We start from the raw sequence: 25176 nt of genomic DNA, 5'->3' as shown, positions 1-25176 counted from the left end.
GAGATGTGACCTCCTACCTCTTCGCGGATGATCCGTACCCTTTGGCCGTTCCCACCGCCGAGCATGTCCTGGCCGTTCGGGGTACTGGCGGCTATCGCCAGTACCGGATCCCGGCCCTCGCGATCAGTACGCGAGGTACCGTGCTCGCTGCCTACGACGGCCGGCCCAACCTGGATGACCTCCCGAACCCCATCGATCTCCTTCTTCGGCGAAGCCATGACAACGGGGCTACGTGGGAGCAGCAGCAGGTGGTCCGCACGGGCACAGGGCTGCAGGGATACGGCGATCCGAGCCTCCTGGTCAACACGCAGACCGGGCGCATCTTCATGTTCCACGCTGCCGGTACCCACGCGGGCTTCTTTGAATCCGCCACCGGCTTGGAGCCGGAGGACGACGTGCAGCATGCGGACGTCAGCTATTCAGACGACGACGGCGGGACCTGGCACCACCGTCGGCTCACCGCACAGCTCAAGAACCGCGGGATTGCCGGGCTTTTTGCCGCCGCGGGGCAAGGCATCCAGCTGCACACCGGCCCCTTTGCGGGCAGGCTGGTCCAGCAGTACGTGCTCTTGGTGGACGGATCCATCAGGGCCGCCTCCGCGTTCAGTGACGACCACGGAGAGACATGGCAGCTGGGTGATCTGATCGGCCCGGGCCAGGCAGGAGCAGGGCCGAATGAGAACAAGGTTGTGTGCCTGGACGATGGCCGGTTGCTCCTGCATTCCCGGGCCACACCGTGCCGGATTTCTGCCGTGTCCGAGGACGGCGGGCAGACCTGGAGCCCCCTGCAGCCTGTACCGGAACTCCCGGATCCCAGCGACAACGGCTCCTTGGCCCGTTTCGACGGACTGCCTGGCGTAGACGTGGGGGATGCCGCGTCCGGCGCGACGTGGCTGCTCGCCAGCAATAACCACGACCCTCATCTGCGTCGGAACACTGTCCTGAGCCTCTCCACGGACAACGGCGCCACGTGGCCAGCCAAGCTGGTGGTGTGCCCCGGCAGCTCGGCGTACTCCACGGTGACGCGGCTGCCGAACGGCAACATCGGCGTGCTCTACGAGCGGCAGGGTTACAGGGAAATCGTGTTCGCTTCCATCCCCGCTGAGCAGCTCACTGAACAACTTTCCTCGCGGCCTTCCTCGGCTGCTCAGCTCACAGGCCTGGTCTTCGACATGGAGCTGCGCTCCGTAACCCCAGGCAGGCCCGCTTCGTGGCAGAACGCCGGTGAATTCCACGTGATCCCTTCCTCGGGCGGAGATCAATGGGACGTACAAACGTGGAAGGAGATCGGGCAGGGCTACACCGGCGATCAGATTCTGGGCACCCGGGAGGCCCAAGACCTTAACTACGGCTCCATTATCCCGGGCTACAAAGCCGGAGACATCCTTGCCTTCACCGGACGCGCCCGCAACTGCTCCGGGAAGGCGATGACCGGCGTCGAACTTCAAGGGCCGCACCGCAACCCGGCCGACTTCCCGTCGGCGGACCTGCAGCCCGGTGAACACGCCCTCTACTTCACGCCGACGTACACGATCACCGCACCAGATCTCGCTCGGGACTTGTTGGAACTCTGCTTCGCGGTGGAGGCCGACGGCGGGTCGGTGCGTCGGGAGCGCACGTTCCAGATTGATCTGCGGACGGGATCGGTTGTCGTTTCCTAGCGGTAGGAGCTGACGAACGGCTGGTTGGTGGGCACGATCTGCTTTCCGAGGGGCATGAGCGATACCGGGATCAGCTTCAGGTTGGCGATGGCCAACGGAATTCCCACGATGGTGATGGCCATGGCGAACGCCGTGACGACGTGTCCGATGGCAATCCAGATGCCCGCCACCAGCAACCAAATGACGTTGCCCAGGAGCGCGAACACCCCGGATCCGCCCGGCTTCTCCACCACCATCTGCCCGAAAGGCCACAGGCAGTATGCGCCGATCCGGAACGATGCGATGCCCCATGGGATGGTCACGATGAGGACGCAGCAAATGATTCCAGCCGCGAAGTACCCCAAGGCCAACCAGAAGCCACCGAAGACAAGCCAGATGATGTTGAGCAGCGTTTTCATACTCTTCATTCTGCCCTGTGGCCCCGACAAAAGGGCTCGGGGTCTGCCCTGAACTTCCCCTGACTTTGCCCCGCCAACCCTCCATCACATCCCCACACCATCACCCCAACCCTCCATCACATCCCCACCACTTCAGCCCAACCCTCCATCACATCCCCGCACCATCACCCCAACCCTCCATCACTACCAATCGGGACGTGAGTGAGGGTTCGGCTCAACCCAAGGGGACGTGAGAGAGGGCCGGGATCAACCCAAGGGGATGTGAGAGAGGGATCGGCTCAACCCAGGGGGACGTGAGAGAGGGCTCGGCTCAACCCAAGGGGATGTGAGAGAGGGTCAGGCTTTGGCGGCTTGGACGAACGCGCGGATCTTGGCCAGGTCCTTCACACCCCGCGACGATTCAACGCCCGAGGAAACATCCACGCCCCAGGCCCCTGCAGCCGCGGCGGCGAAGGCGACGTTGCCAGGCTCCAAGCCACCGGCGAGCAACCATTCACGGCCGTCGAGCCCCTTTTCGCGAACGGACGCGTAGTCCCAGGACTCCCCCGACCCCGGCACGGCAGCATCGATCAGGAAAACATCCTCGCCCAGGTCAGCGAATGCGTCCGGGGAGGCACCCATGGTGACGGCCCTGATAACCCGCATCCCGGCGTCGTGCACTGTTTTGACGTCGTCGGCAGTGCGGTGACCGTGAAGCTGGACCCATTCGAGGCCGGCGGCGCGGGCAGTATCCACGGCATCGGCGGCGGACTCGTGACGGAAAACCCCCACGGGCTTCACCGAAGAAGGGACCAAGGGAAGCAGAATGCGGACCTGGTCCGGGCTGACTTCACGCGGGCTGGCGGTGAGGACGAAACCGACGGCGTCCGCACCGGCGTCGACGGCTTCGCGCACGGATTCGGGCGTGCTCAAGCCGCACACTTTGACGAACATCCAGCGCCTCCCAGCAATCCCCGCAACGTTTTCCACATATGACGTTAGCAAGCCGCGTTGCCACCGGAGAAACGGCGTCCACCACTAGGCTGGTCGGATGGAGATTATCCGCTTTGCCGATGTCCGTCCCGAGCCGTGGCGCAATGGGGGCGGTGTGACGCGTGAGATCGCAAGCCATCCACAAGCCGCCTCCGCTCAGGACGGCGCGTGGGATTGGCGGGTCAGCATCGCGGACGTCTCCACAGCGGGCGATTTTTCCGTTTTCCCGGGCATGGAGCGGGTCATCACCATCATCGACGGCGAACTGCTGCTCCTGACCGTCGATGGCTCCGAGCACCCGTTGGAGAAGTACCGCCCATTCCGTTTCTCGGGCGAGGCCGCGTCCTCGGCCACCCTGCCTACCGGCGATATCCGGGACCTGAACGTCATCGCACGCCAGGGTGCTTATAAGGGCTACACGTCCATCGTGGAGATCTCCAAGAAGCGCCCGCACCCGGTATTCGAAGGGCAGCTGGCGGTCCTGTTGGAGGGCAAAGCGACTGTTGCGCCCGGGGCCGCGGAAGAGTCCGACGGCGGCGAAGCGGCCACCAGCGCGGCCGAACCCGTTGAGTTGTCACGGTATGACACCGTAGTTGGCTCAGACACCCGCAGTCCCGAGATCTCCGGCCGGGGCTTTGTGGCTGTCATCTCGATCGACCACGTCGGGTGACCTTCGCCACCACAAGTGGCCACCCCGCGCGGGAGTTGCTAGCCTGAAATGAAGGTTCCGCTCTGGAACCTCCGGACGACGGTTCAGTACCCGGCACGCGACAAGACTGGCCAAAGGAAATGTCATGTCGTGGTTAATTCTCATTTTCTCCGGTGCACTCGAGGCCGTCTGGGCCGCAGCCCTGCACCGTTCCAAAGGCTTCCGCAAGCCTGTCCCCACAGTTGTCTTCCTGGTGGCAGTCATCGCGAGCATGGGCGGCCTCGCGATCGCCATGCAAACCATTCCGACCGGCACGGCCTACGCCGTCTGGGTCGGCGTCGGCGTGGTGCTGACCGCGGCCTACGCGATGGTTACCAAAGTTGAACCCACGACGACGGCCCGGTTGCTCCTGCTTGCCGGCATCGGCGCGTGCGTGGTCGGCCTGAAGGTGGTGGCGTAGCCATGACTGCACAGGCAAACAAAGCACAGAACACCGGAATCTTCTGGGTCATCCTCCTGGCATCAGCACTGCTGGAAGCCGTGTGGGCCACCGCCTTGGGTCTCTCCAACGGCTTCACGCAACCCCTGCCGACAGTCGTCTTCGCCGTCACCGCCGTCCTGAGCATGCTCGGATTGGGTGTGGCCGTAAAACGCATCCCGCTCGGAACCGCGTACGCCGTATGGGTGGGTATCGGCGCGGCGCTGACCGTTGGCTGGGCAATGATCACCGGCGTGGAAGCGGCTAGCCCGCTGAAGCTGCTGTTCATCGCGGGCATCGTGGGCTGTGCCGCAGGTTTGAAGGCGTTGCCCTCCGGCACGTCCGGAAAAACCCCGGCAAAGGCCGACTAGGGCAGGGAATACCCTCCGGCACCCTGGAGTTGCCGCCTTCAAGAGCACCCAAAACGCGCGCATTGGAGACGTTCATGACTGCAGTTCAGCTCGGAGATGGCCTCACTGTCAGCCCCCTCGGATTCGGAGGCATGGCCCTTACCCCCGTTTATGGCGGGATCGATCCTGAAGAAGGCCTGCAAACACTCAGGCATGCGGTGGACGCCGGGATCACGTTCATCGACACAGCGGATGTGTATGGCGCGGGCAGCAACGAGGAACTCGTCGGCCGGCTACTCAAGGAACGCCGGGACGAGGTTCAACTCACTACCAAGTTCGGGATTGAGGGCAACCCCGCGGACGGCTACTCGGGCGTCCGCGGGGATGCCGCCTACGTCAGGCAAGCGGCGGAAGCGAGCCTCCGCCGGCTGGACACTGATGTCATTGACCTCTACTACATGCACCGCCGTGACCTCCGCGTTCCGATTGTGGAAACCGTAGAGGCCATGGCGGAGCTGGTCCGTGAGGGCAAAGTCAGGCACCTCGGTTTGTCGGAAGTGACAGCCGAGGAGCTCAGGCAGGCCAATGCCGTCCATCCCATTGCCGCGGTCCAGAGTGAATGGTCCATCTGGAGCAGGGATGTCGAGCTCAATGTTGTGCCTGCAGCCAAGGAGCTTGGCGTTGGGTTCGTGCCGTATTCGCCGCTTGGCCGCGGGTTCCTTACGGGAACCGTCAGCGCAAATGACCTTGGCGAGAATGACTTCCGGCACAAGATCCCGCGCTTTGGCGAGCAGGCACTTGATGCGAACCAGGCTGTGGTGGCCGCAGTCCGCGGGGTAGCCGCGCAACTTGAAGCTACCCCGGCGCAGGTTGCTTTGGCCTGGCTCTTTGAGCAGGGCCGCCGTATTGGCATCCCTGTCGTTCCCATCCCCGGCACGCGCAAGGCGCACCGGATCGACGAGAACCTTGGCGCGCTGTCCGTGCAACTGGGAACAGCGCAGCTTGAGGTGCTCGACCACGCTGCAGCCGCCGTCGTCGGTTCACGATCCGCCGACCCCAACTGGGTCTCGCAAGGCCGTGAAGCCGACCACGTAGGCTGACATCATGGATTCGCTTATTCACTCACTGCGCGACGTCACTATCCGCAGCATCTCCGTCAGCGAAATGAACAACAACGTCTACCTGGTGACCTCCAAGTCCACAGGCGAACAGGTGTTGATCGACGCTGCAGACGACCTCCCGGCCATCCAGCAACTCCTGGCGGACTCCGCTGCCGACTCCGCCCAGCCCACCAAGCTGGCCAGGATCGCCACCACCCACCAGCACTGGGACCACGTCCGTGCGTTGGCAGAGCTGGTGGAAGCGACCGGGGCCATCACCTCAGCAGGAGCGGACGACGCCGATGCGCTGCCGGTTCCGGTGGACATCCGGCTTGGTCACGGCGACGTTGAGCGGTTCGACGGCTTCGAGCTCACGGCAGTCCACTTGCGCGGACACACCCCGGGCTCGATCGCCTTCGTTTACCAGGATCCGGACGGGCCGGCCCACATTTTCAGTGGCGACTCGTTGTTTCCGGGCGGCGTCGGCAACACACAGAACGATCCCGCACGCTTCACGTCACTGTTGAACGACGTGACGGAACGCCTGTTCGACGCCTACCCGGATGACACCGTGGTGCACCCGGGACATGGGCTGCCCACTACCCTCGGAGCCGAGCGGCCACATCTGGAAGAGTGGCGCGCCCGGGGCTGGTAGTGCACGCGTTGCGAGGCCTGCTCTGCGCCCTAAACCCAAGGAATAGGACGCAGAGCGGGCCTCACAACTGGACCTCAGCGGCCGCGGCGCTCGTTCGAGGCCGGAGCCGACGCACGACGGGGGCCACTGCGGGCCGGACGACCCGAGCCGGAACCACCACGGCCGGAGTTGCCCGAGCCCGAACCGTAGGATCCGCCCGAGGTACCGCCGGTGTTCGAAGACCAAACAGCCTTGTTTCCGGTGCTGCGCGTCGTGGTGGCCGAGGCCGAACGCGGAGCCGAAGCTGAGCGCTGCCCGGTAGCCGGACGGCCACTGCGGCTGCCCTGTCCCTGCGAACCCGGCACGTCGTTGCGGTGCGTGGCACCCGACTTGCCGCGACCGCGGGAGTTGCGGGCGACGTCGTCGTTCATTGCTGCGCGACGCTCGGCGCGGTTGACGTCGGTGCGGACCGGCTCGGCCGAAACCTTGCCACGTCCGCCGCGACCACCACGGCCACCAGCAGTCGGGGCAGCCTGGCCGGAACGGCGGGCGCGCTTGCGCTGTGCGTTGGCACCGGTGGACGTTCCGCCACCCTGCTGCGGGAGCTTGGCAGCGAGCAGGGCCGCGCGGGTGCGGGGGTCGACCTTGTCAGCGATCTCGCCCACGAGCTCGGCAACCAACGGGGAGTTGGCCGTGACACGCTCGAACGACACGTCCACGCCTGCAGCCTTCATGAGCTTCTTGACGTCCTGCTGCTGCTCGGGGAGCGTCAGCGTGACCACGGTGCCGTCGGAACCTGCGCGGGCCGTACGGCCGGAACGGTGCAGGTAGGCCTTGTGCTCTGTGGGCGGGTCGACATGGATGACGAGTTCGACGTCGTCAACGTGCACGCCGCGGGCCGCGACATCGGTGGCCACCAGGACGCGGACGTCGCCGTTGGAGAACTCGGCAAGGTTACGGTCGCGGGCGTTCTGCGACAGGTTTCCGTGCAGGTCGACGGCGGGGATGCCGGCGTCCGTGAGGGTCTTGGCAAGTTTGCGGGCGTGGTGCTTGGTCCGCATGAACAGGACGCGGCGGCCGGCGCCGGAGGCCAGTTCCACGATGAGCTGCTTCTTGACGGTCTGGTCGTTGACCACCAGGACGTGGTGTTCCATGGTGGTGACAGCGGCCTGGGGATCGTCCACGGAGTGCGTCAGCGGGTTGGACAGGTAACGGCTGACCAGCTTGTCAACACCGTTGTCCAACGTCGCGGAGAAGAGCAACCGCTGACCCTGCTTGGGGGTCATGTCCATGAGCTTCTTGACCACCGGGAGGAAGCCGAGGTCTGCCATGTGGTCGGCCTCGTCCAGGACGGTGACCTCAACGGCTTCGAGGGTCAGGATGCGCTGGCGGATCAGGTCCTCGAGGCGGCCCGGGCAGGCGATGACGATGTCGACGCCGGCACGCAGCGCCTTTTCCTGGCGTGCCTGCGAGATGCCGCCGTAGATCACCGTGGTGTTCAAGCCCATGGCCTTGGCCAGCGGCTCGACCGTTGCGTTGATCTGGGTCGCAAGCTCGCGGGTCGGTGCCAGGACCAGGCCCATGGGACGGCCGGGCTTGCGGAAGTAGCCGGCCTCGCGCTCGGCCAGGCGGGCCACCAGCGGGATGGCGAAAGCGATGGTCTTGCCGGAGCCGGTGCGGCCACGGCCAAGGACGTCGCGGCCGGCGAGGGTGTCCGGCAAGGTCTTGACCTGGATGGGGAATGCTTCTTCGATGCCGTCTGCGGCGAGGGATTCAGCAATTGCCTTGGGCGTGCCAAGGGCAGCAAAAGTAGTCATTACTTCATGTCTTTCGGGCGGTGTCCAGTAGCGGACATCGGCCCCCGACGCCGGTTGGGCCAGGGGTTCGCCGAGGAAAAGTCAGGTGGTCTACCGGTTCGCTGCAACAGCGGTGGCCGGGACCAAATGGAACGCGTTCATCGACGCAGGATGTGCCTCTCACATGAAAAATGCCCTGCCGCACGCTCTTCCGAGCGAGCCTTCAGGGCGTCACCGCACATCAAGTCCTTCCATTCTAGCAGTGTCCCGGGTGAAGCCTTGCATCGGGCAGCGTTGCGCCCGCTCACTCGCGCCCATCTGGGGGACAGCACATGTCGCAATGAGCGCTCATTGCGACATGTGCTGTCCCCTAGTTGGGTTGCGTCAGTGAGAGGTGGCTTTCGGAGTCGGTCCGGGGCGCGGATGCGGAGGCCCGGGTGGCGACCCTCGGCGCAATGACGACCCCGACGACGGCGATCACCGCCGTCAGCGCGAAGACCCCCGCAAACGGGTTCGTCGTCGTGAATGCCGCAAAAACCAATCCCGTGGCGGCCAGAGACAACGCGCCGCCGAGGGAATCGGAAATCGACATGGCCGCACTGTTGAAGCCCTGGTTTTCCTCGCTGGACAGTGCCAGCGTCATGACGGACAGCCGCGGGTACATAAGCCCCATCCCTCCGCCCGCCAGGATCCAGCCACCAATCGCTACGGCTGCCGGCAAGGTAAAGCTTGCCGTCACCAAGGTAAGGACGATGGCCACCAGCACCAGCGCGGCGCCGATTTTGATCGCGCGGTCATCGGCCAACCGGGTGCCCAGCCGCCCCTGGATCGCAGACGCCCCCGCCCACGCAAGCGCAGCCCCCGTCAGGGTCAGCCCGGCGAACGTCGGGGTGAAGGCATAGCGCTCCGTCAGCAGGTATGGCAGATAGACCTCGGCCCCGAAGAACGCGGCAGACGCCAGACCACGGGTAAGGATGACGCTGGGCAAACCCCGCTTGGCGGTCAACGTCCCGCGCGGAACCAGCGGCCGCAGGGCCACCAATGCAAGGACAAGTGCGACGACGGCAATCACCCCGCCAACGCCCGGAACCTCTGCGGACAGGTTCAGTCCGAGCACCGCAAGGGCCGCGAGCGCCGCCCATCCCATACGCCCCAATGCCCACGGGACCGTCTCGGCAGTGGGTTCGGAATCCATCCCCCGCACGGCTGGCACCACCATCAGCAACGCCGGTACAACCAGGCCTACGACGCCCAGGAACACCCAGTGCCAGCTGCTCAACTGCGCCACAACCCCGGCGGCGAAGGGACCCACCAGGGAAGGAACCACCCAGGACGCGGCGAAGGCGGCGAAGATCTTGGGGTGCAGCCCGGGCGGGTAGACGCGGGCCACCAAAACGTAGAGGGCCACGGTCATCGCGCCGCCGCCAAGGCCCTGCACCAGGCGCCCGAGCACCAGGACCTCCATGCTTCCCGCCATTCCCGCGATGAGCAGGCCCAGCACGAACAACCCCACGGAGGAGTACAGGGGCGCTGCGGGACCTCGCCGGTCGGACCAGTTGCCTGCCGCCACCATGCCCATCACGCCGGTAGCCAGCGGCCCGGCGAAAGCCAGCGCGTAGAGGCTGGCTCCGTCCAGATCCCGGCTCACGAGCGGCATGATGGTCGTCACCGCGAGGGATTCGAACGCGCTCAGGAAGACCAGTGCGCAGGCTCCCACGGTAGCCAGGAGGTAAGGGCGGCCCAGGATTCCGGCCGTTGAGGTGTCAGGGGTCATGGACGCCAGCCTAAAACCTCAACTAATGTTGAGGTCAATCCAGCACGCCCTACCGGAAGCAGTTCCATGTCCGCAGCCCCCGCGCACCGACCCCTGACCATCGGTGAGCTGTCCGAGCGCAGCGGAGTGTCGCCGTCGGCCCTGCACTTTTACGAACGCAACGGGCTCATCGAAGCCGAGCGCACGGCCGGAAACCAGCGGCGATACCGCCGGGACACCCTGAGGCGCGTGGCGTTCATCAAGACCTCGCAGCGGGTGGGCCTGCCGCTGAAGGATATCCGGGACGCCCTGGATTCCTTGCCGCAAGGGCGCACGCCCACCAAAGGCGACTGGAGCAGGTTGTCGCTGCGCTGGCGGGAGGAACTGGATGCGCGGATCGCGGCGCTGCAGCACCTTCGCAACGATCTCGATGGGTGCATCGGTTGCGGCTGCCTGAGCTTGAAGTCGTGCACGCTGCAGAACCCGTCGGACGAGCTCGGCGCCGCCGGGGCCGGGGCCCAGCGATGGAACGCGCCGGCGTAGCCCACCTGTTCGATCTTGCCGAAACGGCAACAGGCATTGCCTTGCGCTGGAGCCTCTTGGCACGCTTGGGTCATGACTGAACACACGCACGACGCCGGCACTCACCAGCACGGCGACCAGCACGAAGGCGCCCGCCATGAAGGTGCCCAGCAGGGTGGGCTGAACCTCCACAAGGACGCGGAAAACGCAGTGGACATGTGGGATGGCATGTACCGGGAGCGGGCCAAGATTTGGAGCGGAAATCCGAACCCACAGCTGGTGGCCGAAGCCCAGGACCTGACGCCCGGCAAAGCCCTTGATCTTGGCTGCGGGGAAGGCGGCGACGCCATCTGGCTCGCGAAGCAGGGCTGGACCGTGACCGCCTTGGATGTGTCCGCCGTCGCGCTTGAACGGGCAGCAGCCCATGCGGACGAAGCAGGCGTTGCCGACCGGATCACCTGGCAGCAACAAGACCTCACCGAGTGGGAACCGCAGCCGGACTTTGACTTGGTCTCGGCACAGTTCCTTCACTCGCCTCTGCTGCCGTGGCGCAATTCGGTCAGTTCAGCGGCTGCGGCCGTCGCCCCCGGCGGTACGTTGCTGGTGGTGGGCCATCACCCCCACGGCCTCCCTTCCTGGAGCCAGCACCACCACGAACCCGGAATGTTCTTCACTCCTGAGCAACTGGCGGGAGCGCTGCGGTTGGACCGCGAGCCGTGGTTCGTGAACGTGTTGACGGACAGGAAACGAACCGTATCGGGCCCGAACGGCGAATCCGGAACCACCCTGGACACAGTCCTGAGGGCGACAAAGCGCGCCTAGATACCCGCAGGCAACAGCTCTCCATAGGGCGGAACCACGGTTCCCGTGGCGGTCGAATCGGGATGCAGCATCCACCCCACCCGCTTGGCCGTATTGAGCATCACCACGCTTTCCACAAGCTCGATGCCCGGAATGCGCTGTTGGATAGTGAGCTCCATTTCCATCACGTCCGCCAGCGAACGCAGCCACATGATCATGGTGAAGTTTGTCCGGCCCGTGGTGGAGGCGGAGAAGCGGATGTTGCGGATGGCCCTGAGTTCGGTGGCGGCGGCTTCGTGTTGTCCGGGCGGGACGTTGGCGAACCATTGGACGGTGATGGGGAACCCTGAGAACTGCTGGGCTATTTCGCAGCGGAAGGACAGCATCCGGCTGGCCAAGACGCGCCCGAGTTGGCGCTGGACCGTGGCCGGGTTGCGGCCCAGGGCACGGGCGATCTCCGCGGCCGTGGCGCGGCCGTCGCGGGCGAGGAACGGAATGAGCGCCAGGTGTGTTTCGGGCAGGGGCGCCACGACGGTATCCAGGGCTGAAGGATTGCCGGCCTCAGGGCCCGCGAGTGCCCGCAAAGCCTGTTGTTCGGCTTTGCTGAGCACGTTTAAACGCCAGGCGTAGCCACTGGTGTGGATCCGCGTGCACAAGGCCGTGTGGTACTTCGTGAGTCCGCGGATTTCCTTGAGCCGGGGCAACACCTGGGTGCTGAACTGTTCCAGGTCCTGGGTGATCACCGTGAGCGTCAGGTCGCGGTTGCTGGCGGCCTCTTCCACGGTGATTACCTCGGGAAGCTGCGCCACCGCGGACGTGACGTCCGGACGTAAGTGCATTTCGCAGTCGATATCCACCATGGCGAGGCACATGTCCTTGGGATCACCCATCAGGTGTGCCGTGGTCCAGGCGGCGCCGGCAGCCCTCAGGCGGTCCCAGCGCGAGGCGAGTGTGGTGGCGTGGACGCCCAGGACGCTGCCGGCGTCGGACCAACTGATCCGCGGCGATATCTGCAGCGCGTTGACCAGGCGCAAATCTTCTTCGCTGAGTTCCATGAGTTGATTATCCCAAAGCGACGCATGAATCCTGCTTAATCAGACCCAGCTATGCATATTTACAGTTGTTTTCAAGCGTGTGAAGCAGGTCACCCCACAATGGCATGAGGAAACCATCACCGGATAGATCCAGGAGAATCATGACCATCGTCGCCGACGCCAAGGAACTGCAGGAGGACATCGTCCGCCTCCGCCACGACCTCCACCGCGAACCGGAGATCGGCCTGCAACTCCCCCGCACCCAGGAGAAGGTGCTCAAGGCGCTGGACGGACTCCCGTACGAGATCACCTTGGGCAAAGAGACGACGTCGGTCACCGCGGTTCTGCGCGGTGGCGCGGCCCACGCTTCGGCCGAGAAGCCCGTGGTGTTGCTCCGGGCGGACATGGACGGATTGCCCGTGCAGGAGACCACGGGCGTCGACTACACCTCACGTGTGGACGGCGCGATGCATGCCTGCGGCCACGACCTGCACACCTCGATGCTCGCCGGCGCCGCCACCCTCCTTGCCGAGAGGCAGCACCAGTTGGCCGGCGACGTGATCCTCATGTTCCAGCCGGGCGAAGAAGGATTCGACGGCGCCAGCTACATGATCAAGGAAGGCGTCCTGGATGCCGCCGGCCGCCGCGCCGACACCGCCTACGGCATGCACGTCTTCTCTTCCCTGGAACCGCACGGCCGGTTCGTCACCAAGCCCGGCGTCATGCTCAGTTCCTCCGATGGGCTGGTCGTAACTGTCCTGGGCGCCGGGGGCCACGGATCAGCCCCGCATTCGGCCAAGGACCCCGTCACGGCCGCAGCCGAAATGGTCACCGCGCTCCAGGTCATGGTCACCCGGCAGTTCAACATGTTCGATCCCGTAGTCCTGACCGTGGGAGTCCTTCACGCCGGAACCATGCGCAACGTGATCCCCGAGACCGCCAGGATCGAAGCCACCATCCGGACCTTTTCCGAAGAGTCCAGGCGGAAGATGATGGAGACAGTACCCCGGTTGCTCCACGGCATCGCCGCAGCCCATGGCCTGGAGGCTGACGTGCATTACCAAGAGGAATACCCCCTCACCATCAACAACAACGACGAAACGGCCACCGCGGAAAACGTCATCGCCGGAATGTTCGGAGAGTCCAGGCACACCCGGATCGCCACTCCCCTGAGCGGTTCGGAGGACTTCTCCCGCGTCCTCGCCGAAGTTCCCGGAACCTTCGTCGGACTCAGTGCCGTCGCCCCCGGAGCCGACCACACGACGTCGCCCTTCAACCACTCGCCGTACGCAACGTTCGACGACGGCGTCCTCACCGACGGTGCGGCGCTCTATGCCGAACTCGCCGTGTCCCGCATCGCCACCCTCGCCGGCAACTAACCCCTGGAGAACCCCATGACCACCACCGTTGGAACGTCCCCCGACGCCAAGGTCCACACATCGCATGTCCGCACCCTGGTCGGCACCGGCATCGGCAACGCCGTTGAATGGTACGACTGGGCCATCTACGCCACGTTCTCGCCGTTCATCGCGAGCGCGTTGTTCAGCAGCGCCGACCCCACGTCAGCTGTCCTGTCCACCTTGGCGATCTTCGCCGTCGGCTTTGTTGCCCGTCCCTTCGGCGGTTTCGTGTTCGGCTGGATCGGTGACAGGATCGGCCGCAAGACCTCGATGACCATCGCCGTTGCGCTGGGTGCCGTGGGCAGCCTGTTGATCGGTATCGCCCCCACCTTCGCGGCGGTCGGTGCCTTCGCATCCGTGATGCTGCTGGTGGCCCGCCTCATCCAGGGCTTGGCGCACGGTGGCGAGTTGCCGTCGTCGCAAACGTACCTGTCCGAGATGGCGCCCAAGGAGAAGCGCGGCTTCTGGGCAACCCTCATCTACACCTCCGGCACCGCCGGCATCCTGGCCGGCACGCTGCTGGGCGCGATCCTCACGGCCGTCCTGAGCAAGGATGACATGAGCGCTTGGGGCTGGCGCATTCCGTTCCTGATCGGTGGTGCGCTGGGTATCTACGCCCTGATCATGCGGGCCAAGATGAAGGAAACCGAAGCGTTCGAGGCAGAGGCACCCAAGGAAAAGCGCGCCCCGATGTGGCCGCAGATCGTCAAGTACCGCAAGCAGGCCCTGCAGGTCATCGGGCTGACCGTTGGCCTCACGGTGGTCTACTACATTTGGGGCGTCGTGGCCCCGAGCTACGCCGCAACCGCCCTGAAGATGGACCGCGGAGCGGCGCTCTGGGCAGGCGTCATTGCCAACGTGGTGTTCATCGCTGCCTTGCCATTCTGGGGCAAGCTTTCGGACCGTATCGGCCGCAAGCCCGTCCTGATCATGTCCTCCGCGGGTGCTGCGCTGCTCCACTTCCCGATGACGTGGCTGCTGAAGGATTCCCCGTGGCAGCTCACGGTGTCCATGTCCGTGATGCTGTTCTTCATCGCAGGCAGCGCCGCGATCGTTCCGGCCGTGTACGCGGAGCTCTTCCCGACGCACATCCGCACCGTCGGCGTCGGCGTTCCGTACTCCATCTGCGTCGCGGCCTTCGGTGGAACGGCGCCGTACCTGCAGACGTGGCTGGGCACGATCGGTCACGGTTACCTGTTCAACGTCTATGCCGTGGTCCTGCTGGTGATCAGCATCGCGTTCGTGTTCACGATCCCCGAAACCAAGGGCAAGGACCTGACCGTCTAACCCCCTCCCCCAACTAGGGGACAGCTAACGGCCCACTGACCGCTCACTGGGCCGTTAGCTGTCCCCTACTTGGGTTAAACGAAGCGGTCACGGCCTGCGCGGTAGCCGAAGAACGCCGCAAGCAAACCAACCACCAGGAACAGGATCCCCGCCGCCGCGAAGCCTCCCGTTGCCTGATGCAACTGGCCCACCATCAGCGTCCCCGTGGAGCCCAGCCCATAGCCAACCCCCTGCATCATCCCGGACAGGTGCGCGGCAGTATGGGCATCCCGGGTCCGGACCATGATCATCGTCAGGGCGACCGCCGTCAGCGAACCCTGCCCCAGCCCGTTCAAACCGGTCCATACCCAGATGAGTTCCGTGGGCCCGAATATTGTCAGCGCGAAGCCGCCTCCGGTCATCAGGGCCACCACCATGTTGATGATCCGCTGGTCCTTGAAACGCGTCGCCAGGGCCGGGGCAAACAGGGAGCCGAGCATCTGCAACACAATAGACACCGACACAATGAGCCCGGCCATTGCCCCGTCAATGCCGCGGTCACGCAGGATGGGTGCCATCCACGCGAACACGCTGAAGGACATCATCGCCTGCAGCACCATGAACATCGTCACCTGCCAAGCCACCGCCGAGCGCCACACGTTCACGCCTCCGTGCATGGCTTGGTGCTTCGTGGACGGCTGGCGGATTGCCAGCGGAAGGAACAGCAAAAGCACGACGGCGGCCGGCACCACCCAGAACCACAGCGCCGATGTCCAGTGGCCGGTTGCCGTGAAGACCGGGTACGTGAATCCGGCACCGAGCGCGGCTGACGCGCAGATTGCCGTCGTATAGAGGCCACCCATCAGGCCAAGGCGGTGCGGGAAGTCCCTCTTCACCACCCCGGGGAGAAGGACGTTGCACAGCGCGATCGCGGCACCGCACGCGGCGGTTCCGGCCAGAAGTGCGGGGAGATGCCCGGCCCCTGGGATATCCAGCGGCCTGAGCAGAAGGCCCGCCGTGAGGACTGCCATGGCCCCGAGCAGCACTCTTTCTGCACCAAACCTCCGGGCCAGGATTGGGGCAAGCGGCGCGAACACGCCCAACAAGGTGACCGGCACCGTGGTGAGGACCACCAGCGACCAGCCCGGCAGACCGGCGTCGGACGTTATTTCGGGAAGGACCGCTGAAAAGCTCGAGAAGACCGTTCGCAGGTTCAGGCCGATCAGGACAAGGCAGATGCCAAGGTATGCCAGGCCCTTCTTGCCCCGAAGTTGGGTGGGGTCCGCTGGGGGTTCGTCATCGATCTCCGCGTCCACGGCGATCTCGGGCAGGACGGATTTCTCTGTTGCGGCGGGCTTCTGGGAGGAGGTCACACGTCCTATTCTGTCAGGCCGTCGCACGCCCTTTCCCGACCCTCAATTTCGTAATACGATTTAGACATGAGTGCTGAGCGGATCAATGGTGCACCAGTCACCCCTGAGATGATCCAAGCCTGGGCTGACGAGGCCGAGCGCGGATACCCAACTGAGCAACTTCGCAAGCGTGGCCGCCGCCCGGTTGGCGAGGGCCCCGGCGAAGTGGTGCCCGTACGCATGGACGCGGAGCTGCTTCGGCAGCTCTCTGCCCGCGCCGAGCATGATCACCTGAGCCGCTCAGAAGCGATCCGCGCAGCCGTCCGGGCGTGGATTAGCGCGGCGTAGTGCAGGCGCATGCATCTGCGCTTAAGCACGGCATCCGTGCTTAGCGCGCGCAAAGTATTCTTGAATGGACATGAGTGAAACCCCAGATACCCCACGCCCCATAACTCCTGGCAGCCAGGCTTCCTTCGGAACCTATGGTGGCCGTCCGGTCAGTTTCGTGCGCCGCGGCACCCGCCTCCAGGGACGCAGGCAGGCGGCGTGGGAAGAGCACGCCGAGCGCTGGGCTGTCCAGGTTCCCCGTCACGTGGCCAACACGTCCGTGCACCCGGATTACACCTTCGACGCCGAGGCTGTTTTTGGACGCAAAGCGCCGTTGATCGTGGAGATCGGTTCGGGACTGGGTGACGCGGTTGTTCACGCCGCCGAGCAGAACCCGGACAAGGACTTCCTTGCCGTCGAGGTCTACACGCCGGGCCTTGCCAACACCATCATCAAGATCAACAGCCGCGGACTGACCAATGTGAGGGTGGTGGAAGCCAACGCACCCGAGGTCCTCGAATCCATGCTTCCCCCAGGCTCCGTCAGCGAGCTCTGGGTCTTCTTCCCCGACCCCTGGCACAAGGCCCGCCACCACAAGCGCCGCCTCATCCAGCCGGCCTTCGCCTCTGTTGCCGCCAAGGCGCTGCAAAAGGGCGGCTACTGGAGGATCGCCACCGACTGGTCCAACTATGCAGTCCACGTCCGGGAAGTCCTGGCAGGGTCCACGGAGTTCGAGAACATGCACGAAGGCGAGCGCAGCGGCGAGGAGAGCCCGTTGACGCAAGTGTGGCAATCCGGCGTCGAATCCGTTGTGGGTGGCGCGCCTGTACGCGAAGGCCGGGCACCCGTCAGCACGGAGCACACCGGACCTAACGAGGGCGTGGACCAGGAGGGCGGCTGGGCGCCGCGATTCGAAGGCCGCATTCGAACCAGCTTCGAGAACAAGGCACACGAGGCCGGCCGCATGATCTTCGACCTTACGTACCGCAAGCTTTAGCCAACGGACCTTGGGGGAACCATGAGCTATCAGCCGCCGGTGGACCACTACCGGCAACCGCAGCGTTTCGGCACACCGGGTCTGGGTGCCGGTATTACGAGCATCGTCTCAGCAGTCCTCTCGCCTATCGCAGCGGCGGTCAGCATTCCGCTGGGCGTCGCAGCTGTGGCTTCGGCCATGAGCCGCTACAACCAAGGCAACGACGCGTGGTGGATCGGTGCCTTGGTCCTGGCCGGGACGGCAGTTCTCCTGGCCATCGTTTCCGTGATCAGCGGGCTCATTGCGGTCTTCCGCGCCGGACGCATGAACGCCGGGCGGGTCACGGGGATCATCGGACTGTCGGTCATGGCGATCAACATCTTCGGCGTGGTCTTCATCGTGTTTCTGGTGCTCGGCTCCGGGCAGGGATTCTGATGCCCCAAGTCCGAGCCGAACGATTCATTCGCCTCGACCCCGAAACAGCGTTCGCCCTCTCCCAGACCACGGGTGCGTTCAGGCTCAAGTGGGACCCCTTCATCTCCGCCCAGTCCTTCATGGATGGCGCCCAAGCTGCGGGCAAAGGTGTGCGGACCCGGACGGTTTCGCGCATGGGCCTGAAGATGGTCAGCGAATACGTCTCCTACACTCCCCCACGCAACGTGGGCATGACCATGGTGTCCGGTCCGTGGTTCTTTGAGAACTTCGGCGGCGGCTGGCGGTTCACCCCCGACGACGGCGGCACCCGGGCCGTCTGGAAGTACACCTTTTCGTGCCGCCCGGCTCTCATCAGACCAGTGGCTGAGAGAATCGGCAGTTGGCTGCTGGGCCGGGAAATCGAACGACGGATCGAAGCCTTTGCCCGGGCCTGCGAGGATCCGGCACTGGTGGCCGAGTTGAAAGCCCAGTCGCGGCAGTGACTCATCACGGCACCGACCCTCACGGGACAGAGATCGACGCCACCGTTTTGTCGGATTCGTCCCTGAGCTCCACTCCGGCTATCCCCGCCAGCTGCACCGGGGTGGCGCCCGTGATCTTGATGCGCCCACTCGGCGTGGCCGTCCACCCGCACGTACGTTCCTCGGCCCCGTCACGGCCCTTCACCCAGAGGTAGAGCGTCCCTTGGAGCGGCATGCTGCGTCCTTCGACATCCAGCTCTGTGCCCCAGGTCTTCTTGACCATATCCACGGTCAGCTGAAGCCCACCGTCCGACTGCACTGAATAGCTCGCATCAGGCTTCGGAGGTTGGTTCAGCAAAGGCCCACCCAAGAACCCAAGTGCCAGGCAGGCAGCGGCGACCGCACCAACAACAGCTGCCCACCGGCGTCGTGATTTCCGCCTGCGGACCCCAAGATCAACCAGAACCTTTTCCGGAAGCTGCTCCGCTTCCGTTCCCAATGGCGCCAGCGTTGCGTTGCCACTTGAGGTGAGCGCGACGGCGTCGGCAGCGGGGACTGCGTCCAGGAGCGCGGGAAGACTCTCCAGCTCTTCCAGTTCACCGCGGCACCCGGCACACCGGGCGAGGTGGTCTTCGAAGGCACGGGCTTCTTCCGGCTCAAGGCCACCCAGCAGATAGGCGCCCAGCAATTGGTGGACGGACTCGCCGTTCATCGTTCCACCCCCATTTCATCAAGGATCGTTCGGAGGGCCTTCACAGCGTAGAAGGCCCGGGATTTCACAGTTCCCGCAGGAATGTTCAGCTGGAGCGCAGCCTCCACGACAGTGGACCGCTGATAGTGGAGGGCTACCAGGACCTCGCGGTGTTCGACGCTAAGCCGCAGCAGCGCTTCCTCCATGAGCACGCGGTTGAGGAGTTCGTCCACGCGTTCGGTGGCTGCATGGTCCGGCAGGTCATGCTCGCCCGTTTCGGTGGGGCGGCGTTGGGCCTTCCTGTAATTGTCGATGATCACGTTCCTCGCGGTCCTGAACAGGTAACTGCGCAGGCTTCCAGTGATCTGCGGGGCGTGCTGCCACACTTTGAGGATGGTTTCCTGCACCACGTCGTCGGCCAGATTGGCGTCGGGCGTGCAGCTGAGCACGAAGCGTTTCAGCGCTACGCCGTGGTCGCGGTAGATCGCTGCCACCACGTCCTCATCCAACGGCATAGCCACCTCCTTCGCTGTGTCACCCGATACGACGACTTACGTCGCGAAAAGGTTCACTTGAACCATTCTCGCCCGACCGGCGTCGTACGGGTTAGCGCCGACCCGTCCGGCCGGCTCGTCGAAGGAGCTAGGGATGAAAAAGCAACTCAGCATGGGAATCGGGGCTCTGGTCCTGGCCGCCGCGTTGGCAGGCTGTGGTGGTAGCTCCGGAACATCGACGTCATCTTCGGCGCCGCCTGCGGCCTCGTCAACTGCAGCCACATCCTCTGCAGCCTCCAGCCCTGCCGCCGCGGCCGAGATGAAAACCGCGTCCTCCAGCGCCGGCCAGATCGTGGTGGACAGCAAGGGCATGAGCCTGTACTTCTTCACCAAGGACGTGAAGGACTCGGGAACAAGCGCCTGCACCGGCGCCTGCCTCACGGCCTGGCCGGTATTTACGACGACGTCGGCCACCCCGAGCGTTGATGGCGTCACCGGCACAGTGGGAACCATCGCCACCCCTGACGGGAAGAAGCAGGTCACCCTCAACGGCATGCCCCTGTACTACTACGCCAAGGACAAGGCCGCCGGGGATGTCACAGGCCAAGGCGTTGGCGGCGTTTGGTACCTGGTGAGCCCGAGCGGAGAAATGGTCAAGGGGGCTTCGGCATCGGGATACTGAGGGCTGTTCGGGAACCCTGCCCGCTGCCCCCTGGCCCACGCCCCACCGGGTTCGCGGGAACCCTCCCCCTGGCGCGCCGAGTTCGCGGGAACCCTCCCCCTGCCCCGCCGAGTTCGCGGGAACCCTCCCAATACCCCCGCAAACTTGCGGCGAGCTGGCAGCGTTCCCGCGAACTGGGCACAGCCGCAGTCACCTGAGCGCCCGGAGGATACGTTCTTTGAAGGCCCGTTCCTGGAACAAGTCCTTCCACTCGATTCGAATGAAGCGCCAGCCATCTTCCATGAGTGCCTTCTCGCGCCGGCGTTCCTGGAAGATGACCTCCTCCGTGGGTTTGTAATCGAAGTACTTGGTTCGCCCGTCAAACTCCAAAGCCAGCATTTCTTCTTCCCACGCAAAATCCATGCGATGTCGGCCAACCCGGGTTTGAACCTCATATTGCGGCTGAGGGGCCTTGATGCGCAATCTCTGCATCAGGTCCCGGGCGAGCGTCTCCCCGGCAGACTCGGAGCGCGGATCTGCGTTTTCCAGTGCCTTGCGCAGCGTTCGGATACCCCGTTTGCCGCTGGAGGCCGCCAGCATGCGGGTAAGCGTTTGGATGTCCGCGCCCAATCTCAGCCCATGGTCCATAACCACCAAGGCCTTTGGATAGCTAAGCATTCTTGCGCAGTCGAACATGGTGCGTTCCAGCGAAGTCGCCCGCAGGCCCCGAACCATCACGACATCGTCCTCGGTGAAGCTCTCAGTGTGTCCCGTGACGTCCTTGCCCCACCGGTCCGGAGAAGGCCTGACTGGAGAAAGCACGTGGACCTTGTCATCAACACCCCACACGAACAATCCGTGGAGTCGCGCCGCGGAGAGGTGGCTGTAAACGAGACCGCCCGACGACGTTGTCAGTGTGCCATGGGCGTGTGCCACGATGCGCGCCATCGCCTTTCGCCTTGGACCCATGGCGTTCCACTTGCTGGACCTGATGTAGCAGCCGTACCTCAACCGCTGCAATTCCCCGGCGTCTACCAGCGCCCTGATTTTTCGGGCATTTAGCCCGAAGCGGAGCAGTTCATCGGTCCTCCACATGTGGCCGCGCGAGGGTAACGGCAAGACGGGGTTGACCGGAGTTGCTGACGTTGATTCCATCGCTCCAGCATCGCCGGGCCCGATCCTGTCGCAGAAGGTCCAGCCCTCGCTATGTGGAAAGCCCGGGCCGAAATAGTGGAAACACTGCGAAACCGCCCGCAACCTTGCGGCGACTGCGCACGCTTCCCACGAAGCGGCGTCCCACGAATCGGCGGCGTACAAGCAAAGCGCCGGGCCAGAACCAGCTAGCGCCTCGCACTTCCGTAGAGCTGCCTCACCAGGTGTTCGATGTCCGGTTCGTGCAGGGACAGGTCAGCTACGTCAGCGCTGCGGGAGATCGCGGCAAGCACCGTGGCGGCGGAAAGCCTGCGGGGATCGAACGTCACGCTGTGCCGGATCCCATCGGCCTCAATGCCCTCGTGTACCGCGCCGTCGGGCAGCGACAAAAGACCAGCCGAGTGGACGGGAGCGGCGAGGTCCACCACCATGGTTCGCACCGCCCCGGCGACCTCAGCCAAACCGGTAAGCGGACCGTCATAGGCGATGGCGCCGTCGTCGACCACCAGAACCCGTTGGCACAAACGCTGGATGTCGCTCATGTCGTGGGTGGTCAACAGCAGCGTGGTGCCGTTCTCCCGGCGCTCCGCATCCAGGAATTGCCGCAGTTTCTCCTTGCTGATCATGTCCAAGCCAATGGTCGGTTCGTCCAGGATCACCAAGTCCGGGCGATGCAGCAGGGCGGCGGCAACCTCGCCGCGCATGCGCTGTCCCAGCGAAAGCTGCCGGACGGGCGTGGTGAGGAACTCCCCCAAATCCATTTGCCCGGCGAGTTCCCGGAACCTGGGCTTCCAGTCTGCCTCGGGCAGGCGGTGCATGGCACCAAGGATCGGGTAGGAGTCCTGCAGCGGCAGGTCCCACCAGAGCTGGGATCGCTGACCAAAAACGACGCCGATCTTCCGGGCCAGCGCCTTGCGCTGAGGCACCGGGTTGAATCCACAGACCGATACCCGGCCGGACGTTGGCACCAGGACGCCCGTGAGCATCTTGATGGTGGTGGATTTGCCGGCACCGTTGGCCCCGATGTACCCCACCGCCTCACCCGGTTCCACGCTGAAATCGATCCCCCGGACCGCGTGGACGGTCTTCTTGCGGCGCCGAAATCGCCCCAATGGTTCCATGACCTGGAAGTTCCGGCTCAGGTTTTCCACTTCGATAACGGGCACATCAGCCTCCTGCGCCGGTGTACTTTTTGATGGCCGCCCGCCAGAGGAGCAGCATGAGTCCGCTGAGGACGACGGCGGCCGGCAGTCCCAGCCAGCCCGTCCAGGCCGGGATTCCGGCCGGCCCGGTGAGGTCAAGAATGACCAGGCTGGGCGCATAGGCCACGAGCGTTGCCGGGATAACAAAGGTGAAAAAGACCTGCAGCGGGAAGAAGAGTGCGGCGCCAGGCATTGAGGCCACGTAGCGACCACCGTAGGTGAAGGCGTTGGCGAATTGTCTGCCATCGAGGATCCAGAACTGCATCGCTCCGGCGCCGAGGAAGAGCGCACAGAAAATTGCCGCTCCTGCGAGAGGCGTCGCAGTGGCCAGCAGTACTTTTGCCAGGTCCCACTGGACGTCTGCGAGCAGCAAGCCCACCCCCAGCGCGACGACCCCGAACATCAACCGGCCAACCCTTCGCAGCTGGAAATCCGACGTCGCCAGCTGAAGAAGGACGGGAAGGGGCCGGACCAGCAGCACCTCCAACTTCCCGGACCTGATGGTCTCGGCCATGGAATCGGTCTCTCCCATGAGGAGGTCCCCGAGAGCGAAGGCAACTGACGCGAACCCGAACACCAAAAGCGTCTGGGCCAGGGTCATGCCGCCAAACGTTGATACGTTGTGGACGATCGCGTAAAGCTCCACGAACTCGGCCACTCCCAGCAGGACCTGCCCGGCGAGATCGGAGAGGAAGCTGCCTCGGTATGCGAGCTGCGAGCGCAGCCGGGCAGAGACGAGCAGCTTGAGGAGAACCAGGTTGGTCACCGGCGCATGGGGATCGCGGGTTGAGCGGGGACTAGCCACCTTGCACCACCAACTTCCGCGAACCAAAACGGACCATCACCTGCACCAAGAGCAGCATCACGCCCAGCCACAGCAGTTGCACACCGACCAACGCGAGGCTCTCGGCCCCTTCGGTTCTCCCCGCGAGGATGTCCACAGGGGTCTGGAGCATCGACGGGAACGGTGTAGCCCTCGCGAAGTCCAGCAGCCAGGCAGGGAACCACGTCACCGGTACCAGGAAGCCGGACAGCAGATTCATCACCACCATGTACAGCATCCAGAAACCGCGGATTTCAAGGACCCAGAAGGACAAAAGATTGATGGCGAAGAAGCCCAGGAAGTTCAGGGACACCGCAGCCAGGATGGACACAAAACCCAAAAGGTACGGTCCAGGCGTCCCGGGCATCGCCAACCCGGTCACCACGCTCCCGATGATGAGCGGGGGAAGTCCGCGCGGCAGGACATCGAAAGCGGCACGGCCCAGGTCCTGTGCCCAGTATGAGGCGGTCAGGTTGACGGATCGGGAAAGGTCGACGGCGATGTCCCCAGACTTCACGCGGTTGGCCAGCTCAGCTGAGCCGAAGAGTCCCAAAGGCGCCAGAAGCGCCTGGCCCAGCCACACATAAGTAGCCGCCCCCGTTGCCGAGTATCCCCCGATGGCGCCGCCCGCCGTCGTAATTGCGCTCAGCAGCAGGGAGGCGCGGATTAGGCCGAAAACGGAGTTCGTGAAAGCACCGGCGACGGCGGCAGTGCGGTACGTGGAATGGCGGCGGAAGGATGATTTAGCGAGTTCCCAGTACGCACGCACTGGACGAGTCTACTCACGAGCTCGTCCAAGTCGCCGGAAGCTGCCGGGATCGCTGGAAAACTCCGGCGATCCCGCAGCGTTCCAGCGATCCCGGCGAGATGCGGGAGGCCTAGGCCCCCACGAACTCGTCGGACTCCTCGAACTCCACAGCCGCGATGATTTCCTTGGTCTCTGGGTGGATCATGAAGGCCTCCTCGTCGTCCTCGATCATGAGGTAGTCCCCGTGGTCGGTGGAGAAGTGCCAGGCGAGGGTCTTCACGCCGTCGTGCTCGTAGTTCGGATCGCCCATGGTGATCTTCTCCAGCGCAAAGCCGGCCACATCGCACAGTTCCCGGATGATCACCTCGAACTCGGGTGCGTTTGCCAGCGCTTCTTCTTCGGCCTCCGCCTGGCGCTCGGCCAAATCCGGGATGAGGGCCACGCGTGCTGCGATGTGTGCCTCGATTTCTTCGTCGGAAAGAACCAGCAGCTCGGACTGGTCGCGGAGGTACACGGCGTTGAGGTCGATAATGTCCTCCTCTTCAAGCAAGGCTTCAAACTCACCGCCCAACTCGTCCAGTGCCACACCGGCCGGAACGGGCGTCTCGGCCTCATCCAGCTCGCCGTCGAGATAGGCTTCGGCTTCGTCCTCCGTCAACGCATCAAACGCCGAAGCAGTGCGGTCGAAGAGATCCAGGTGCCGGGTAGCGCCCATGGCTTCAAGGCCCGCACGGACATGGGCATCAACCTCTTCACGCTCAGGAGCGGTGAACACGTACTGCGCGAACCCACCCGAGAGCGCCTGGGTCAGGTAGAAGTCCACAAAGTAGCTGTTGAGCGCGGCGGGCGAGATCTCGTCGCTGTTGAGGAGTTCGGCGTACATATGGTTCACGACCGTGACGTTGGAATCCACTACATCCCCATTGCCTGCTGCGAAAGCGGTCTTGTTCAGGACGACGGGGTATTCGTTGGTAGTCATGGGAAATCCTCACTGCTGAAAGCTGATGGTGCTCCGGACACCTACAACGTACGCGTGGCAA

Annotated in this window: 28 protein-coding genes and 1 riboswitch; of the genes, 15 read left to right on the top strand and 13 right to left on the bottom strand. The window is 64.5% G+C overall.

Annotation, left to right across the window (positions count from 1 at the left end; genetic code table 11):
• Positions 1-5: 5 nt before the first annotated feature.
• Positions 6-1661 (top strand): sialidase family protein, encoded by a 1656-nt coding sequence (locus FDP28_RS09900; RefSeq protein WP_144661256.1) that lies wholly within the window; start codon positions 6-8, stop codon positions 1659-1661.
• Here FDP28_RS09900 and FDP28_RS09895 read toward each other — a convergent pair.
• Both FDP28_RS09895 and FDP28_RS09890 read right to left on the bottom strand, forming a co-directional pair.
• Entirely contained in the window at positions 1658-2059 is a 402-nt protein-coding gene (locus FDP28_RS09895; RefSeq protein ID WP_144661254.1) for a YccF domain-containing protein, read from the bottom strand. The two genes, FDP28_RS09900 and FDP28_RS09895, sit on opposite strands and share 4 nt — an antisense overlap.
• Positions 2060-2395: 336 nt before the next feature.
• Entirely contained in the window at positions 2396-2992 is a 597-nt protein-coding gene (locus tag FDP28_RS09890) for a phosphoribosylanthranilate isomerase (protein WP_144661252.1), read from the bottom strand.
• A gap of 97 nt (positions 2993-3089) precedes the next feature.
• On the opposite strand from FDP28_RS09890, the gene FDP28_RS09885 reads away from it, so the two are divergent.
• From FDP28_RS09885 to FDP28_RS09865, 5 genes are all read left to right on the top strand, one after another.
• On the top strand, positions 3090-3701 hold the full coding sequence (locus FDP28_RS09885) for a HutD/Ves family protein (RefSeq protein ID WP_144661249.1): 612 nt from the start codon (positions 3090-3092) through the stop codon (positions 3699-3701).
• Positions 3702-3750: 49 nt separating this feature from the next.
• Positions 3751-3816, top strand: a riboswitch (guanidine-III (ykkC-III) riboswitch).
• A 9-nt stretch (positions 3817-3825) separates the two neighbouring features.
• Positions 3826-4140, top strand: coding sequence for a DMT family transporter (locus FDP28_RS09880; RefSeq protein ID WP_144661246.1), 315 nt, complete (start codon positions 3826-3828; stop codon positions 4138-4140).
• 2 nt (positions 4141-4142) lie between these two features.
• The gene (locus tag FDP28_RS09875) at positions 4143-4529 is read left to right on the top strand and encodes a DMT family transporter (protein WP_144661243.1); all 387 of its coding nucleotides are present in this window, start codon (positions 4143-4145) and stop codon (positions 4527-4529) included.
• Between the two features lie 74 nt (positions 4530-4603).
• Positions 4604-5608 carry an aldo/keto reductase gene (locus FDP28_RS09870; protein WP_144661240.1) on the top strand — a complete coding sequence of 335 codons (1005 nt, stop codon included), beginning with the start codon at positions 4604-4606 and terminating at the stop codon, positions 5606-5608.
• A gap of 4 nt (positions 5609-5612) precedes the next feature.
• Positions 5613-6263, top strand: a complete 651-nt coding sequence (locus FDP28_RS09865; protein ID WP_144661237.1) for an MBL fold metallo-hydrolase — start codon at positions 5613-5615, stop codon at positions 6261-6263.
• 74 nt (positions 6264-6337) lie between these two features.
• On the opposite strand, the gene FDP28_RS09860 is transcribed toward FDP28_RS09865, so the two are convergent.
• Positions 6338-8059, bottom strand: a complete 1722-nt coding sequence (locus FDP28_RS09860; RefSeq protein ID WP_144661234.1) for a DEAD/DEAH box helicase — start codon at positions 8057-8059, stop codon at positions 6338-6340.
• A 349-nt stretch (positions 8060-8408) separates the two neighbouring features.
• Positions 8409-9812 carry an MFS transporter gene (locus FDP28_RS09855; RefSeq protein WP_144661231.1) on the bottom strand — a complete coding sequence of 468 codons (1404 nt, stop codon included), beginning with the start codon at positions 9810-9812 and terminating at the stop codon, positions 8409-8411.
• Positions 9813-9878: 66 nt separating this feature from the next.
• On the opposite strand from FDP28_RS09855, the gene soxR reads away from it, so the two are divergent.
• Both soxR and FDP28_RS09845 read left to right on the top strand, forming a co-directional pair.
• Complete coding sequence (soxR, locus tag FDP28_RS09850; RefSeq protein ID WP_144661228.1) at positions 9879-10334, top strand: redox-sensitive transcriptional activator SoxR; 456 nt, start codon at positions 9879-9881, stop codon at positions 10332-10334.
• Positions 10335-10406: 72 nt separating this feature from the next.
• The gene (locus FDP28_RS09845; protein WP_260842416.1) at positions 10407-11135 is read left to right on the top strand and encodes an SAM-dependent methyltransferase; all 729 of its coding nucleotides are present in this window, start codon (positions 10407-10409) and stop codon (positions 11133-11135) included.
• On the opposite strand, the gene FDP28_RS09840 is transcribed toward FDP28_RS09845, so the two are convergent.
• On the bottom strand, positions 11132-12169 hold the full coding sequence (locus FDP28_RS09840; RefSeq protein ID WP_144661225.1) for an Lrp/AsnC family transcriptional regulator: 1038 nt from the start codon (positions 12167-12169) through the stop codon (positions 11132-11134). The genes FDP28_RS09845 and FDP28_RS09840 overlap by 4 nt on opposite strands.
• Positions 12170-12309: 140 nt before the next feature.
• On the opposite strand from FDP28_RS09840, the gene FDP28_RS09835 reads away from it, so the two are divergent.
• Together FDP28_RS09835 and FDP28_RS09830 are read left to right on the top strand one after the other, a co-directional pair.
• Complete coding sequence (locus tag FDP28_RS09835) at positions 12310-13527, top strand: M20 metallopeptidase family protein (protein ID WP_144661222.1); 1218 nt, start codon at positions 12310-12312, stop codon at positions 13525-13527.
• 15 nt (positions 13528-13542) lie between these two features.
• A complete protein-coding gene (locus FDP28_RS09830; RefSeq protein WP_144661219.1) occupies positions 13543-14835 on the top strand; it encodes an MFS transporter in 1293 nt (430 codons plus the stop codon).
• A gap of 74 nt (positions 14836-14909) precedes the next feature.
• Here the strand turns inward: FDP28_RS09830 and FDP28_RS09825 are convergent, their stop codons facing one another.
• A complete protein-coding gene (locus FDP28_RS09825) occupies positions 14910-16187 on the bottom strand; it encodes a CynX/NimT family MFS transporter (RefSeq protein WP_144661216.1) in 1278 nt (425 codons plus the stop codon).
• 66 nt (positions 16188-16253) lie between these two features.
• On the opposite strand from FDP28_RS09825, the gene FDP28_RS09820 reads away from it, so the two are divergent.
• The 4 genes from FDP28_RS09820 to FDP28_RS09805 all read left to right on the top strand — a co-directional run bounded on the left by FDP28_RS09820 (position 16254) and on the right by FDP28_RS09805 (position 18386).
• Positions 16254-16514: a ribbon-helix-helix domain-containing protein gene (locus tag FDP28_RS09820; RefSeq protein ID WP_144661213.1), complete on the top strand. Its 261-nt coding sequence runs from the start codon at positions 16254-16256 to the stop codon at positions 16512-16514.
• 70 nt (positions 16515-16584) lie between these two features.
• The gene (gene trmB / locus FDP28_RS09815) at positions 16585-17490 is read left to right on the top strand and encodes a tRNA (guanosine(46)-N7)-methyltransferase TrmB (protein ID WP_144661210.1); all 906 of its coding nucleotides are present in this window, start codon (positions 16585-16587) and stop codon (positions 17488-17490) included.
• A gap of 21 nt (positions 17491-17511) precedes the next feature.
• Positions 17512-17904 carry a hypothetical protein gene (locus FDP28_RS09810; protein WP_144661207.1) on the top strand — a complete coding sequence of 131 codons (393 nt, stop codon included), beginning with the start codon at positions 17512-17514 and terminating at the stop codon, positions 17902-17904.
• The gene (locus FDP28_RS09805) at positions 17904-18386 is read left to right on the top strand and encodes a type II toxin-antitoxin system RatA family toxin (RefSeq protein WP_144661204.1); all 483 of its coding nucleotides are present in this window, start codon (positions 17904-17906) and stop codon (positions 18384-18386) included. Before FDP28_RS09810 ends, FDP28_RS09805 begins: the two co-directional genes overlap by 1 nt.
• A gap of 19 nt (positions 18387-18405) precedes the next feature.
• Here FDP28_RS09805 and FDP28_RS09800 read toward each other — a convergent pair whose 3' ends face one another.
• Together FDP28_RS09800 and FDP28_RS09795 are read right to left on the bottom strand one after the other, a co-directional pair.
• Complete coding sequence (locus tag FDP28_RS09800; protein WP_144661201.1) at positions 18406-19077, bottom strand: anti-sigma factor family protein; 672 nt, start codon at positions 19075-19077, stop codon at positions 18406-18408.
• The gene (locus tag FDP28_RS09795; protein WP_144661198.1) at positions 19074-19571 is read right to left on the bottom strand and encodes a sigma-70 family RNA polymerase sigma factor; all 498 of its coding nucleotides are present in this window, start codon (positions 19569-19571) and stop codon (positions 19074-19076) included. The genes FDP28_RS09800 and FDP28_RS09795 overlap by 4 nt, the downstream gene beginning before the upstream one ends.
• A 133-nt stretch (positions 19572-19704) precedes the next feature.
• Here FDP28_RS09795 and FDP28_RS09790 point away from each other — a divergent pair, with 133 nt between their 5' ends.
• Positions 19705-20232 (top strand): COG4315 family predicted lipoprotein, encoded by a 528-nt coding sequence (locus tag FDP28_RS09790; RefSeq protein ID WP_144661195.1) that lies wholly within the window; start codon positions 19705-19707, stop codon positions 20230-20232.
• Positions 20233-20421: 189 nt separating this feature from the next.
• Here FDP28_RS09790 and FDP28_RS09785 read toward each other — a convergent pair whose 3' ends face one another.
• The 5 genes from FDP28_RS09785 to FDP28_RS09765 form a co-directional block, all read right to left on the bottom strand.
• Positions 20422-21366, bottom strand: coding sequence for a type IV toxin-antitoxin system AbiEi family antitoxin domain-containing protein (locus tag FDP28_RS09785; RefSeq protein ID WP_144661192.1), 945 nt, complete (start codon positions 21364-21366; stop codon positions 20422-20424).
• Positions 21367-21551: 185 nt separating this feature from the next.
• Positions 21552-22529 carry an ABC transporter ATP-binding protein gene (locus FDP28_RS09780; RefSeq protein WP_144661189.1) on the bottom strand — a complete coding sequence of 326 codons (978 nt, stop codon included), beginning with the start codon at positions 22527-22529 and terminating at the stop codon, positions 21552-21554.
• Between the two features lies 1 nt (position 22530).
• On the bottom strand, positions 22531-23370 hold the full coding sequence (locus tag FDP28_RS09775) for an ABC transporter permease (protein WP_144661185.1): 840 nt from the start codon (positions 23368-23370) through the stop codon (positions 22531-22533).
• Positions 23363-24157: an ABC transporter permease gene (locus FDP28_RS09770; RefSeq protein ID WP_144661182.1), complete on the bottom strand. Its 795-nt coding sequence runs from the start codon at positions 24155-24157 to the stop codon at positions 23363-23365. Before FDP28_RS09770 ends, FDP28_RS09775 begins: the two co-directional genes overlap by 8 nt.
• 109 nt (positions 24158-24266) lie before the next feature.
• A complete protein-coding gene (locus tag FDP28_RS09765; RefSeq protein WP_144661178.1) occupies positions 24267-25115 on the bottom strand; it encodes a DMP19 family protein in 849 nt (282 codons plus the stop codon).
• Between the last annotated feature and the right edge of the window lie 61 nt (positions 25116-25176).

This window comes from Paenarthrobacter nicotinovorans (assembly GCF_007670255.1).
Taxonomy (GTDB): Bacteria; Actinomycetota; Actinomycetes; order Actinomycetales; family Micrococcaceae; genus Arthrobacter; species Arthrobacter nicotinovorans_B.
Note: the sequence above shows the minus strand (reverse complement) of the source record. Positions and strands in the feature narration are given on the sequence as shown.